Origin of the sequence: Candidatus Methanocrinis alkalitolerans (assembly GCF_029167205.1) — an archaeon.
GTDB classification, from domain to species: domain Archaea; phylum Halobacteriota; class Methanosarcinia; order Methanotrichales; family Methanotrichaceae; genus Methanocrinis; species Methanocrinis alkalitolerans.
This window is the reverse complement of the sequence record NZ_JARFPL010000029.1, coordinates 1-13,675: the sequence shown is the minus strand read 5'-3', so window position 1 is coordinate 13,675 and position 13,675 is coordinate 1. Positions and strand designations below refer to the sequence as shown.

Here is a 13,675-nt window from a genome sequence, read left to right as displayed (position 1 = left end):
GTAGTTTGATGAAACTGAAGGATAAGAGCGTTCTTATAACCGGAATCAGCGGTTTTGTGGGGTCGAAGATGGCGAGGCGGCTCGTCGACGAGGGCGCGGAGGTCTACGGCCTTCAGAGGAGGAGGGCAGACGGCGTTCTTCCTCATAACCTCAAGAGACAGGGCGTAGGATCTCAGGTGAAGCTCCTGGAGGGGGATCTGGAGGAGATCTCAAGCATCGGCGCCGCCCTGACGGAGAGCGAACCCGATATCATATTCCATCTTGGGGCCCAGTCCTTTGTTCCCCGGTCCTTCGAGCGGCCCCTGGAGACGGAGGCGGCGAACTGCCAGGGTACGGCAAACCTCCTGGAGGCGATCAGGATAAAGGAGGTCGACCCCGTAGTCGTCTTCGCCGGGTCCAGCGAGGAGTACGGCCTGGTGATATCCTCCGAGGATCAGAATAGAAGGGCACAGGAGAAGTATGGTACGGTCTTTCCTGAGCCCGAAGAGATCCCGGAACTCCCCATAAAGGAGACGAACCCGCTGCGCCCCATGTCCCCCTATGCCGCGAGCAAGGTCTACGGGGACTATCTGATGAGAAACTACTTCCATTCTTACGGCGTCAAGGCGGTCGTATCGAGGGCCTTCAACCACGAGGGGGCCGGTCGAGGGATAATGTTCGTCACCTCCGTCGCGACGAGCCAGGTTATGAAGCTGAAACTTGGTGAAGCAGAGAAGATCAGGATCGGAAACGTCAACGCCTTCAGGGACTGGTCCCACGTCGACGACATCATCGACGGATATTTCCTCCTGGCCGAGAAGGGGAGGTGCGGCGACGTCTACAACCAGGGGTCGATGAGGACGAACTCTGTCATCAGCTACATCCTCCTGAGCCTCGAGGCTGCCGGGTATCCCGTCGACAGTATCGAGACCTTCCGGGGGGAGAAGGCGGTAGAGGGGCCGACAGAGCCGGACGGCTCTGAGATCTTCGGATCGAAGTTTCCCAAGACGAAGATCGACGGGATGCTCCTCCGGGGCGAGTTGGAGTTCGGGGCCGAGGACGGAGGGGTCCTGGCTCGCTCTGGGTCGGATAGGATCGCCATCGAGTTCGATCCGGAGAGGTTTCGGCCGGCGGAGGTTCCTATCCTATTTTCGGATACGGGCAAGATAGCCGGCCTTGGTTTTGAGGCGAAGAAGAGCCTCTCCGACATCATCGAGGACCAGCTGAACCACTACCTCTCCGAGACGGAGCGTCAGGGATGGAGTTGAAAGGTGCGAAACCGGCCCCGGTGGTCTTATGAGGATCTCGGTTGTCGGCGGGGGATACGTCGGCCTGGTTTCCGCCGCCTGCTTTGCGCAGCTAGGCCATTCCGTCGACCTCATAGAGATCGATGAGGGAAAGGTGGAGGCGATCAACGCTGGAAAGCCGCCCATCTACGAAAAAGGGCTGGGGGAATTATTATCCAAGCACGTCGGGGTAAGCCTCTGCGCCGGCGCCGGCTACCATCGGGTCTGGGATACTGATATCTCTTTCATATGCGTAGGAACGCCCCCGGGGCCCGACGGCAGCGCTGATCTATCCATGGTGGAGGAGGCGAGCAGGTCTTTGGGGGAGTCTCTGCAGGAAGGTGGGGGTTATCACGTCATAGTGGTGAAGAGCACCGTCCCCCCCGGGACCACGGAGAGGCTGGTGATGCCGACCGTAATAAGACATTCTGGCGGCGCTGGTGAGAGGATAGGGTTTGCCATGAACCCGGAGTTTCTGAGGGAGGGGCTGGCGGTCCAGGATTTCATGAACCCGGACAGGATCGTGGTGGGAAGCTCGGATCCGAAGGCAGGAGATATCGTGGAATCTGTCTATGCCGGATTGAACGCGCCGGTGTTGAGAGTCGGCCTATCGGCCGCTGAGATGATCAAGTACGCCTCCAATGCCATGTTGGCTACCAAGATATCCTTCTCCAACGAGATGGGGAACATCTGCAAGCGGCTCGGGGTGGACGTATACGAGGTCATGAAGGGCGTGGGGATGGATCACAGGATCTCGCCCCATTTCCTCAACGCCGGAGCCGGCTTTGGTGGAAGCTGCTTTCCCAAGGACGTCACTGCCATGATACGCCTTGGAGAGAGGCTCGGTGAGGATCCCGTCCTTTTGAAATCCGTGATCGAAGTAAACGAACGCCAGCCCCTCAGGTTGGTGGAGCTTATGGAGAAGAGAACAGGACCTCTGGCGGGAAGAGAGGTGGCGGTATTGGGCCTCGCCTTCAAGAACGATACCGACGACGTCCGCGATTCCAGGGCCGTGCCGGTGATCGAGGAGCTGCTGAGGAGGGGCGCCCGGGTCAGGGCTTACGACCCTCTCGCCGCCGCCAACATGCAACGGATCGTCCCGGATATAGAATATTGCGATAATGCCGCCGGGGCTTTGAGGGGCGCAGACGGCTGCCTCATAATGACAGAATGGCCAGAGTTCAGTCGGCTGGACGAGGAGTTCGGCCTGATGAGGTCCCGGGTGATCATAGAGGGGAGGAAGATCCTTTCGTGTGAGGGCGCTGAGGGGATCTGCTGGTAGGAAAGCTGCCAATGCCTAACGTTTATCAGAATAGTACCCTGGTCGAGATGATGGGCGGAAACGACAGGGGTTTGAAGCGATGGCTTTGAAGGTGGCGGTATTCGTCGATTACATCGGAGCCGTCGGCGGAGGGGAGAGGGTAGCTTTGACCCTGGCCCGGGCCCTGGGGGGCGACGTGATCACAACGGATGTCAACCTTGAGTCGGTGAAGAGGCTCGGATACGAGGACGTCCGTGTCGTCAGCCTCGCAGAGACGATCAAAACCCCTCCCCTGAAGCAGATATCAGCCTCCGCGATCTTCAGAAGGTGCGACCTCTCGGAGAAGTACGACTTCTTCATCTTCACCGGCAATTGGTCCCATTACGCGGCAAAGAGGCATAAGCCCAACCTGTGGTACTGCTATTCTCCGGCGAGGGCCTTCTACGACCTGAGGGGGTCTGTCATCTCCCGCCAGCCTAACCCCGCTCTCAGAGCCCTAGCCGCTCTCTGGATTGACCTGCACAGGAGATTCGATCAGCGGTCTGTAGAATCGGTGGACAGGATAATTGCCATCAGCACCAACGTCCAGAGGAGGATAGAGGAGGCTTATGGCCGAAGTTCGATCCTGATCTATCCGCCTGTAGATGTTGCGAGGTTCAGGTTCGAAGAGTGCGGCGACTTCTGGCTCTCGGTGAACAGGATCTACCCGGAGAAGAGGATAGATCTGCAGTTTCAGGTCTTTGGGTCCCTTCCGGAGGAGAGGCTGGTGGTGGTGGGGGGCTATTCGAAGGGGGACCACGCCACAAGGTATTGCAGAAGGCTCATGGAGACGATCCCCGAGAACGTAACTATGTTGGGCGAGGTCTCTGACGAAGAGCTGACCGACCTGTACGCCCGGTCCAAAGGCTTAATATGTACTGCATTGGACGAGGACTTCGGCCTCACTCCCGTCGAGGCTATGGCAAGTGGAAAGCCGGTGATAGCGGTCAAGGAGGGGGGTTTTCTGGAGTCGGTGATCGATGGCGTCACCGGCAGGCTCGTGGAGGCCAGGTCTGATAGAATCGCAGAGGCTATCCGCGAGATATCAAAGGAAGGCTGCCTTGCCTACAAAGATGCCTGTCGAGAGCGGGCTGAGGATTTCTCGGAGGAGACTTTCATAAGGTTGATTAAGGATGAGATCTCGGAGGTCATCGACAGAGCTTGAGGAGATTTAGGAGGATATGAATTGAGCGTTCTTGTGACTGGAGGGGCCGGGTTTATCGGTTCAAACCTCACCGAGGAGCTTCTCGCTTCCGGGGAGGATGTGATCGTTTTAGACAATTTGACCACCGGAAGCCTCGAAAACCTGGAGGGATTGTCCGGGAACTTGAAGGTCGTAGAGGCGGGCTGTCCGGAACTGACAAAACTCGATATAAACCCCAGGGCCATTTATCATCTGGGGGTCCCGTCATCTTCGCCAATTTACAAGAGCGACCCCCTGCTGGTGGGCGAGGCGATCAACGGGATGATCGCCGTCCTGGAGCTGGCTAAAAAGACCGGCGCCCGGGTCGTCTACGCCTCCACCTCCTCCCTCTACAGCGGCCAGACGCCGCCCCACCGGGAGGATATGGAGGTCTTCGTCACCGACTACTACACCGAGGCGAGGCTCTCGATGGAGAGGATGGCAGAATTGTACCGAAAGCTCTTCGGCGTCGAAGCCGTCGGGATGAGGTTCTTCTCCGTCTACGGCCCCCACGAGACGGCAAAGAAGCAGTACGCCAACATCGTAACCCAGTTCCTCTGGGAGATGATGGCGGGGAGGGCTCCGGTCATCTACGGAGACGGGACCCAGACCCGGGACTTCACATACGTCAAGGACATAACCCGGGCTTTAAGGCTCGCCATGGAGAGCGAGTTCTCAGGAGCCCTGAACGTAGGGACGGGGAAGAGCTACAGCTTCAATGAGGCCGCCGAGATCCTGGCGGGGGATTTGGGGCTTGACCTCAAAGCCGAGCACGTCGATAACCCCATTAAAAACTACGTCCAGGACACTTTAGCCGACACCAGAAAGGCGGAAGAGGTGCTGGGGTTCAAGGCCGAATATACCCTAAGAGAGGGGATAAGGGAGATCATCAAGTACTATGGAGCCTCCGGCTAGGCGAGGGGCTCTCTCGCGTCGAGGAATCGGACAAAAGAGGAAGATCGAGGTCCCAGATTGATCACTCCAGGCCACCTAAAAGAGATATATGGATATCGAGACCTGATACTGAGGCTCGCCTGGAGCGACTTCAAGCTCCGGTACAAGAACTCGGTCCTGGGCTTCTTCTGGTCGCTACTGGAGCCGCTTCTGATGCTCCTGGTCCTCTACGTAGTATTCAGCCATCTGATGAGAATCCAGGTCGAATACTACCAGCTCTTCCTCCTCCTGGGGATAGTCATGTGGAACTTCCTCGACCGGGGCACGTCCATGGGGATGTTCGGGATCGTGGGTAAGCCCGGCCTCGTCCAGAAGGTCTACTTCCCCCGGGACCTCCTCATCATATCCGCCTGCACTACGGCTCTGATGATGACCGCCCTCGAGTTTCTCGTCTTCGTCGCCTTCATGGCGGTCTTCAAGGTGTTGCCGGCGGGTCCGGTCCTCTACTTCCCCCTTATATTCGTCTTGCAGTTCGCCCTCATCTTCGGCCTCGCCCTCGCCCTCTCGGCGCTGAACGTCTACTTCCGGGACGTCCAGTTCATCTGGAGGGTGATCCTCCAGGCGGGGTTCTTTGCGACGCCGATAATTTACCCGATAACTATATTTCCCGCGAACCTTCAGAGCCTGGTGATGATAAACCCCATGGCGCGGATCATCACCATGTCGCGGGACTGCATCCTCTACGAGACGGCCCCAGCAATAGGCGACCTCGCCTACGTGGCGGCGGCGGCGGCGGTCGTCCTCGTCGCCGGCTACCTCATCTTCGACCGGCTGGAGCCGAAGTTCGCGGAGGAGATCTAGAGATGGCGATGACGATGGCGATGACGATGGCGGTGGCGATGGCGGCGGGCCAAGAGGAGGGGGCGGCTTAATGCGGGCGGTGGTGGAGGTGGAGGGGCTCTCGAAGACCTTCAGGATACCCCACGAGAGGAGGACGACGGTCTTTGAGACCCTGGCGGGGGCTTTCCGGAAGAACGAGTACGAGGTATTCAGCGTCCTGGAGGCCGTCACCTTCTCCATCGGCGAAGGCGAGTGCGTCGGGATCATCGGCGATAACGGCTCGGGAAAGAGCACCCTGCTGAAGGTGATCGCCAACATCCTGCGGCCCAGCGGCGGGACCGTCACCGTCCGGGGGAGGATGACCCCTTTCCTGGAGCTGGGCGTCGGATTCCAGCCCGACCTCACCGTCCGGGATAACGTTGCGATGTACGCCACCATCATGGGCCTCTCCAACGGCGTGATCCGCGAGAGGATCGACGACGTCATCGAGTTTGCGGGCCTCGGGAGGTTCGAGGACGCGAAATTGAAGAACCTCTCTTCGGGGATGCAGGTCCGCCTCGCCTTCTCGACGGCGATCCAGACCGATCCCGACGTCCTCCTCGTCGACGAGGTCCTGGCCGTCGGGGACATGGAGTTTCAGCAGAAGTGCTTCGAGGTCTTCAACCGGTATCGAAAGGAGGGGGTTACGACCCTCTTCGTCTCCCACGACCTGGGTTCAATTCGCAGGTTCTGCGACAAGACCCTCCTCCTCAGCCATGGCAGGCAGGTCGCCTTCGGAGACACCGGCGAGGTGATAGACTGGTACGTCAACGGTGGCGCGGGGTGGGGGAGGCTGGATATGTCGAGAGATCTCTAAAGTTGGATTAGAGGTGAAATGCCTTGGATAGGACCTTTGAGATCCGCGATGGAGAGATCGATGTCGAGGAGATTATGGACAGGATCAGGGAGAAGATTCGTAAAAGTAGGGTGGAGGGAGTCTATCCCGATAACGAGATTGAAGGAGTTCAATTTGCCTTAGAAGATCGAAGCCACGGGCAAGAGCCGATCTCGCTATCTTCCGATGCTAGAAGGCATCTCGATTATATCAACTTCAACTGGGATATCGAGAACAATGGATACTTAATAAGCTCCCACAGGCGAGTTGTGGGGAGGTTCCTGGTAACGGGGCGGCAGCTCGTCCACGGTGAGGTTCGAAGGTATTTAGACCCTACTATCTCTAAGCAGAAGGAGTTCAACGCCAGCGCCGTCGAGATATTCAGCGAAGTTGCACGAACTATCGAGCAGATCTCTGCGAGGATTTTAGATCTTGAGAATACGCTGCAAAAAGTGAGATCTGAGATGTCTCAATATCAAAAAGGCGATGAGTTATGCCAGGCCAAGTTCGACATTCTAGCGGCGATAGAAGCCGGAATAAGCCAGACGAGGTCCGAGATAAAGGATGAGATCGCAAAGCTCAATTCCGAGATCGAAGAAAGGATAGAATCAAAGGTGGGCCAATCTAGAGTCGAAATCGAAGCTGAGATGATCGAGATCAGAAGGAAGAACGATTTGAAGCCACCTTAAAACCTAACATGGAGATAATCCAGGTAATCGCGAATTTTTAAAAAAATCAAGTAATATATAGGGAGGATTTGAGATTTGAAAAAAAGAATTATCATATGTTGTAATGCGTACCCGCCGAACTTCATAGGGGGAGCAGAGATCATCGCCCACGAACATGCAAAAATATTTAAAAGATTAGGCCACGAAATCGTCGTCTTCGCGGGTGATGTCCATATAGGCGGGGAAAGATATTCGATCTACCGAGACGTATACGAGGGTATAAACGTTTATAGGGTTTCATTGACCCACCAGGATTACAACCCAGAGTTCGTAAATTTCGCTAATAGAGATATAGAGGATAAATTTATACGAATTTTAGATGAATTTTTGCCTGATGTAGCACATTTTCATAACTTATTCGGACTTCCTCTCACATTCATACAAATAGCAAAAAGCAGAGGCATAAAGACCATTTTAACAGTGCACGACTACTGGGTTTTTTGCCTTAAAGGCACAACATTAAATCGGGTGGACGAGGTCTGCGATGATTGGACCCAATGTTCAGGATGTATGCCATTTATCAAAGATGATTATTGCAGAGTCTTTCCTTTGAAGATGAGAAGGGATTTCTTCGACCTTCAATTTCACGAAGTCGATGCCTTCATCTCCCCCAGTAAGTATCTAGCTGATGCTTGCATTCGCGCCGGAATGCCGAAAGAGAAATTCAACGTGATATCCAATGGGATCGATATTAAACGGTTTTCCAATATATCAAAAAAACCGATGGAAGACCGGGTTCGCTTTACTTTCATAGGTTATTTTGGCAAACATAAGGGGATCCAAACGCTCATAAAAGCGGTTTCCCTTTTAGAAAATAAAGATAAAATCTGTATTAATTTAGTTGGCAGTGGAGAACTTCTTAATATTTCTACACAGCAGGTAAGCGATATGAGACTGAATGGTTCGATTAAGTTCTGGGGCAGAATTCCAAATATCGAAGATGCTTATAGGGAGACCGACGTCTTTGTTCTACCATCCATATGGCCTGAGAATCAGCCGGTTACCATCATGGAGGCTATGGCGTCGAGAACGCCCGTTATCGCATCAGATATTGGAGGGAGTCGGGAACTCGTCGATGACGGAAAAACGGGCTACCTCTTCCAGGCAGGCGATCCTGTCGATTTGGCCGATAAGATGAATCGATTTATAAATAATCCTTTAAATATACATAAATTTGGTGAAAATGGATATAATAAAATAAAAGATGACACTCTGGATGCTAGCGTTGATAAAATTCTTCGAATTTACGATAGAAATGCTCCGGGTGGAGAGAGTTCTCCACAGGGAGAATTCTTGATCGCCTGCATCGGCGATCGCATCGATCCTGAATGCTTATTGGCGATGGCTGTATCTTCAATTTCAAAAGGATTTTGTCAGCCTCGGAGTCTGTTCGTAAAAAGCAACTGGCTCCAGGAAGATCAATTCGATTTGGTGAAGCTCATCTGGATAGTGGATAAAGAGGCGAAGCAAAATGATGATCTTGCCGTCTTCAAGGATGATATTCCCTTGCTCGTTCCAGAAGCAAATGAAGGTTTGAAGAGGCTATGTATTGACGGCAAACACGGATTATATTACAAGAATGCGACGGAAGCTGACGCGTGTATTCAATTCTTCAAATCTCGTTTGGCAGACGTATACCAAGGAACGTGATGCCTTGAATCAGAATATTTATAACAGATGGTCACTGAAGTCCGAAGAGGTAAGAATGATGTTGATTTTATCCTCGAGGCCATGGCGCCATCATATTGAAGAGAAATTCCAGGATATGTTCAACCACCCGATAAGACAAAATATCTCAATTGAGAAGTCCAGCATATCATCTATAGGAAGGAGGGCTTAATTCATGGTATCTATAGAGCGAAATAAAATCTTATGGGATAAAACCTATGATTGGAAGAACAGGGGTGATGAGTGGTCGGTGGAGTGGGGTGGTCCTGAACAGCAATGGAACTGGTCAATATTGCCCAGAATTCGCTCATTTGTGCCGACAGGGACCATTCTGGAGATCGCTCCGGGTTATGGCCGATGGACTCAGTTTTTAAAGGAGCTATGCAATGAGCTAATCGTAGTCGATCTATCAGAAAAATGCGTTACGAATTGCAGGAGACGATTTGGCAGTTCAACACATATCAGGTATCACGTAAATGACGGCAAATCTCTCTCCATGATACCTGATAACTCCGTAGATTTCGTTTTTAGCTTTGATTCCCTTGTTCATGCAGAAGCTGATGTTATTGAGTCGTATATCAATGAGATCTCAAAAAAGCTGAAAAGAGATGGAGTGGCCTTCATTCATCACTCCAATTTGGATGGTCTACTCCTTGATGTCGAGGCCGGTCATATGCGCGCCATCAGCGTATCAGCATCAAATTTTGAGAAATATGTTGAGAATGCCGATATGCGATGTATAAGTCAGGAAATGCTAAATTGGGTCGGCGGAGAGTATTTAATTGACTGTATTTCATTGTTCACGGGAAAGCAATCTAAGTGGTTAAGGCCTAATCAGGTCATCGAGAACAATAAATTTTCTTGTGAAGTAGAATATGTATTAAAGCTATCTAAAATATATCCCGCATCAACCGGTAAGGAGCTTCTGAGCCAACAGCCAGGTTCCTGGCTGAAGAAGCAGTGGAGAAGAGCCAGGACTTGGAGGAGAAGCGAGCAGATTATCATGAAGGGCTGCAATTTTATCGATGATATTAAACCTGAAGAATTAAGCGATGAAGATTGGATAAAGCTTGCGTATTTATGTCTCCTCCAGAGACGAATCGACAGTGTAGGGCACGAATATTGGCTAGATAAAATAGACAAAGGTGAATTTAATTATAAAGATTTGATAGATTCCATTGTGATATCTCCAGAGTATCTCATGCATTATAACGTCCCGTTTTCTGCGGTCCTACATAAAGCTCGGCAAAAATGGATAAAAGAACTTGAGCATTTTGATCGCATTTTGGATATTGGGGGGAGTTCTGGAAATACCGAATTGGGCGCTCTTATCGAATTGGGATATCCTCATAGGCCAAAGTCAATTGTGGTCTTCGATTTGCCAGAAGAAAAACAGTATTGGGGAAAGCCAAACGTGGGTCAAAGTAGATTATACGAATTTTCTTGGGGATCTATTGAATATATCCACGGATATGCAGAGGAAATATATACATATGAAACTCTACACAATAGAAATTTTGATTGCATCTTCATGGGACAAACGATAGAGCATATAGACCCTGATTCAATATCAACATTATTAAATTGGATAAATAATCATCTAAGACCGAAAGGAAGATTTGTTTTTGACACGCCAAATAGAAACTTAACCAAGATCCAATCTCCAAGCAAGTGGATCGACTCGGATCATAAGCATGAATACGCTCCTCAGGAATTAGAGCACCTCTTGATCGAGAATGGATTTGAGATAGTAAAAAGTTGGGGGATTCTAAACATGCCAATATCATATGCAACGAATGTATTCAATCCCCTAGAAGTCTATGAAACAGAAATGCTATCCGACAATGTAGAGTCTTCATACTGTTTCGCGTTTATGAGCGAAGTTCCGGATTGATTCATATAATTTTTTTCGCGTTGAGGATTTCGAAAAACCTAACCATAGCAATATTTATATAGTATTACTTTAAATTAAATCTCAAACGCAAGATCGAGATAGAGGTCCCAAATTGATTACGCCAGGCCACCTCCGGGAGATCTACGGATACCGAGACCTCATACTGAGGCTCGCCTGGAGCGACTTCAAGCTGCGGTACAAGAACTCGGTCCTCTCGGCTTCTTCTGGTCCCTCCTGGAGCCGCTCCTGATGCTCCTGGTCCTCTACATCGTCTTCACCAACCTCACGAGGGTTCAGGTGGAGCACTACCAGCTCTTCCTCCTCCTGGGGATAGTCATGTGGAACTTCCTCGACCGGGGCACGTCCATGGGGATGTTCGGGATCGTGGGTAAGCCCGGCCTCGTCCAGAAGGTCTACTTCCCCCGGGACCTCCTCATCATATCCGCCTGCACTACGGCTCTGATGATGACCGCCCTCGAGTTTCTCGTCTTCGTCGCCTTCATGGCGGTCTTCAAGGTGTTGCCGGCGGGTCCGGTCCTCTACTTCCCCCTTATATTCGTCTTGCAGTTCGCCCTCATCTTCGGCCTCGCCCTCGCCCTCTCGGCGCTGAACGTCTACTTCCGGGACGTCCAGTTCATCTGGAGGGTGATCCTCCAGGCGGGGTTCTTTGCGACGCCGATAATTTACCCGATAACTATATTTCCCGCGAACCTTCAGAGCCTGGTGATGATAAACCCCATGGCGCGGATCATCACCATGTCGCGGGACTGCATCCTCTACGAGACGGCCCCAGCAATAGGCGACCTCGCCTACGTGGCGGCGGCGGCGGCGGTCGTCCTCGTCGCCGGCTACCTCATCTTCGACCGGCTGGAGCCGAAGTTCGCGGAGGAGATCTAGAGATGGCGATGACGATGGCGATGACGATGGCGGTGGCGATGGCGGCGGGCCAAGAGGAGGGGGCGGCTTAATGCGGGCGGTGGTGGAGGTGGAGGGGCTCTCGAAGACCTTCAGGATACCCCACGAGAGGAGGACGACGGTCTTTGAGACCCTGGCGGGGGCTTTCCGGAAGAACGAGTACGAGGTATTCAGCGTCCTGGAGGCCGTCACCTTCTCCATCGGCGAAGGCGAGTGCGTCGGGATCATCGGCGATAACGGCTCGGGAAAGAGCACCCTGCTGAAGGTGATCGCCAACATCCTGCGGCCCAGCGGCGGGACCGTCACCGTCCGGGGGAGGATGACCCCTTTCCTGGAGCTGGGCGTCGGATTCCAGCCCGACCTCACCGTCCGGGATAACGTTGCGATGTACGCCACCATCATGGGCCTCTCCAACGGCGTGATCCGCGAGAGGATCGACGACGTCATCGAGTTTGCGGGCCTCGGGAGGTTCGAGGACGCGAAATTGAAGAACCTCTCTTCGGGGATGCAGGTCCGCCTCGCCTTCTCGACGGCGATCCAGACCGATCCTGACGTCCTCCTCGTCGACGAGGTCCTGGCCGTCGGGGACATGGAGTTTCAGCAGAAGTGCTTCGAGGTCTTCAACCGGTATCGAAAGGAGGGGGTTACGACCCTCTTCGTCTCCCACGACCTGGGGGCGGTCCGACGTTTCTGCGACAAGACCCTCCTCCTCAGCCACGGCAGGCAGGTAGCCTTCGGGGAGACCGGCGATATCATCGACCGGTACGTCTACGGCGGCGAGGGGCGCGAGAGGCCGCAAGAGGCGGGGTCAGAGGGGTCGGAACCGGAGGGATCGGTACCTAACGCCTTAGAGGCCGAAGTAGAGAGCAAGGCCCCTCAGCCGCAGGCCGAGACGGAAGCCTCAACGGAGGATGAAGGTCCGACCGGGCCCAGGAGGTGGGGGGACGGGAGGGTCGTCATAACCGGGGTCGAGCTGCTGGACAAGTTCGGCGCCCGCGGCGAGAGGTTCAGCTCCTTCGACCTCATGACGGTGAGGATCCGCTACCGGTCGAAGGAGAAGATCGCCGACCCCGTCTTCGGTATCGGCCTCTACGATGAGGAGGGGCGCCACCTCTACGGGACGAATACGCAGCTTAAGGACCATCAAATAGAAGAGATCGAAGGGGCGGGGTACGTGGACCTGGAAGTGGCGAGGATACCGATGCTCTCGGGGAAGTTCCTCCTGACGGTGGCGGCCCACACCCGGGATGGAAAGCCTTATGACTGGCTGGACAAGCAGTACTCTTTCGAGGTCGTCCCCGCCGGGAGGGACGCGGGGATCATAGAGGTTCCTTGCCGGTGGGTGAGATGAAAAGAGACGACGGGGAGGAGAAAGGCTTGGATGAGACCCTGGAGAGGACCTTCGAGATCCGCGACGACGAGATCGACGTCGAAGAGATCATGCGAAAAATTCGCGAGAATATCCGCATGAGGAAGGAGGCGGGGGTCTATCCCGAGGGCGATATCGGAGAGATCCATCCGGCTTCAGAAAATCAGGATCGAAGCGGCGAGGTAAAGCTGACAGCCCTCTCGCCGGAGGCGAGGCGGGACCTCGATTACATAAACTCCAACTGGGACATCGAGAACAAGGGCTACTTCATCAGCTCCCACCGCCCCGTCGCCGGCAGGTTCCTCATAAGGGGGCGCGAGCTCGTCCACGGCGAGGTGAGAAGGTACGTCGACCCGGCGATATGGAAGCAGAGGGAGTTCAATGCCAGCACCATGCGGCTTCTAAACGAGGTCGCGAGGGGGCTGGAGGAGATCGGTGGGAGGCTCGCGGTCCTCGAAGGAGCCCTCCGGGAGGCGAGGTCTGAGACTGCCGAAGCGAGATCCGATCTCGGCTCTGACCTCTCCCGCCTCGACGCCGCCTTCGACGAGAGGATCGGCTCGAAGGTCGCCGAGATGAGGTCGCAGATCTCCTCGGAGATCTCAGGCCTCGACGGGTCCATCGACGAGAGGATCGGCTCGAAGGTCGCCGAGATGAGGTCGCAGATCTCCTCGGAGATCTCAGGCCTCGACGGGTCCATCGACGAGAGGATCGGCTCGAAGGTCGCCGAGATGAGGTCGCAGATCTC

13 protein-coding genes are annotated in these 13,675 nt (G+C 53.9%); all 13 read left to right on the top strand.

Annotated features, from left to right (window positions below; all coding sequences use genetic code 11):
• The first annotated feature begins 8 nt into the window (after positions 1-8).
• Positions 9-1,247, top strand: a complete 1,239-nt coding sequence (locus P0O24_RS09200; protein WP_316969459.1) for a GDP-mannose 4,6-dehydratase — start codon at positions 9-11, stop codon at positions 1,245-1,247.
• A gap of 28 nt (positions 1,248-1,275) precedes the next feature.
• The gene (locus P0O24_RS09195) at positions 1,276-2,547 is read left to right on the top strand and encodes a UDP-glucose dehydrogenase family protein (RefSeq protein WP_316969458.1); all 1,272 of its coding nucleotides are present in this window, start codon (positions 1,276-1,278) and stop codon (positions 2,545-2,547) included.
• Between the two features lie 79 nt (positions 2,548-2,626).
• Complete coding sequence (locus P0O24_RS09190) at positions 2,627-3,730, top strand: glycosyltransferase (protein ID WP_316969457.1); 1,104 nt, start codon at positions 2,627-2,629, stop codon at positions 3,728-3,730.
• 21 nt (positions 3,731-3,751) lie between these two features.
• Positions 3,752-4,663, top strand: coding sequence for an NAD-dependent epimerase/dehydratase family protein (locus P0O24_RS09185; RefSeq protein WP_316969456.1), 912 nt, complete (start codon positions 3,752-3,754; stop codon positions 4,661-4,663).
• Positions 4,664-4,720: 57 nt separating this feature from the next.
• Positions 4,721-5,503: an ABC transporter permease gene (locus P0O24_RS09180; protein ID WP_316969455.1), complete on the top strand. Its 783-nt coding sequence runs from the start codon at positions 4,721-4,723 to the stop codon at positions 5,501-5,503.
• A 70-nt stretch (positions 5,504-5,573) separates the two neighbouring features.
• Positions 5,574-6,338 (top strand): ABC transporter ATP-binding protein, encoded by a 765-nt coding sequence (locus P0O24_RS09175; RefSeq protein ID WP_316969454.1) that lies wholly within the window; start codon positions 5,574-5,576, stop codon positions 6,336-6,338.
• A 23-nt stretch (positions 6,339-6,361) separates the two neighbouring features.
• Complete coding sequence (locus P0O24_RS09170) at positions 6,362-7,045, top strand: hypothetical protein (RefSeq protein ID WP_316969453.1); 684 nt, start codon at positions 6,362-6,364, stop codon at positions 7,043-7,045.
• A 75-nt stretch (positions 7,046-7,120) separates the two neighbouring features.
• Positions 7,121-8,734: a glycosyltransferase family 4 protein gene (locus P0O24_RS09165; RefSeq protein WP_316969452.1), complete on the top strand. Its 1,614-nt coding sequence runs from the start codon at positions 7,121-7,123 to the stop codon at positions 8,732-8,734.
• Positions 8,735-8,927: 193 nt separating this feature from the next.
• Entirely contained in the window at positions 8,928-10,646 is a 1,719-nt protein-coding gene (locus tag P0O24_RS09160; protein ID WP_316969451.1) for a methyltransferase domain-containing protein, read from the top strand.
• 112 nt (positions 10,647-10,758) lie between these two features.
• Positions 10,759-10,896: a hypothetical protein gene (locus P0O24_RS09155; protein ID WP_316969450.1), complete on the top strand. Its 138-nt coding sequence runs from the start codon at positions 10,759-10,761 to the stop codon at positions 10,894-10,896.
• A complete protein-coding gene (locus tag P0O24_RS09150; RefSeq protein ID WP_316969449.1) occupies positions 10,896-11,543 on the top strand; it encodes an ABC transporter permease in 648 nt (215 codons plus the stop codon). Before P0O24_RS09155 ends, P0O24_RS09150 begins: the two co-directional genes overlap by 1 nt.
• 70 nt (positions 11,544-11,613) lie before the next feature.
• Entirely contained in the window at positions 11,614-12,912 is a 1,299-nt protein-coding gene (locus P0O24_RS09145; RefSeq protein WP_316969448.1) for an ABC transporter ATP-binding protein, read from the top strand.
• A partial coding sequence (locus P0O24_RS09140) for a hypothetical protein (RefSeq protein ID WP_316969447.1) occupies positions 12,909-13,675 on the top strand: 767 nt, incomplete at its 3' end. The genes P0O24_RS09145 and P0O24_RS09140, both read left to right, overlap by 4 nt.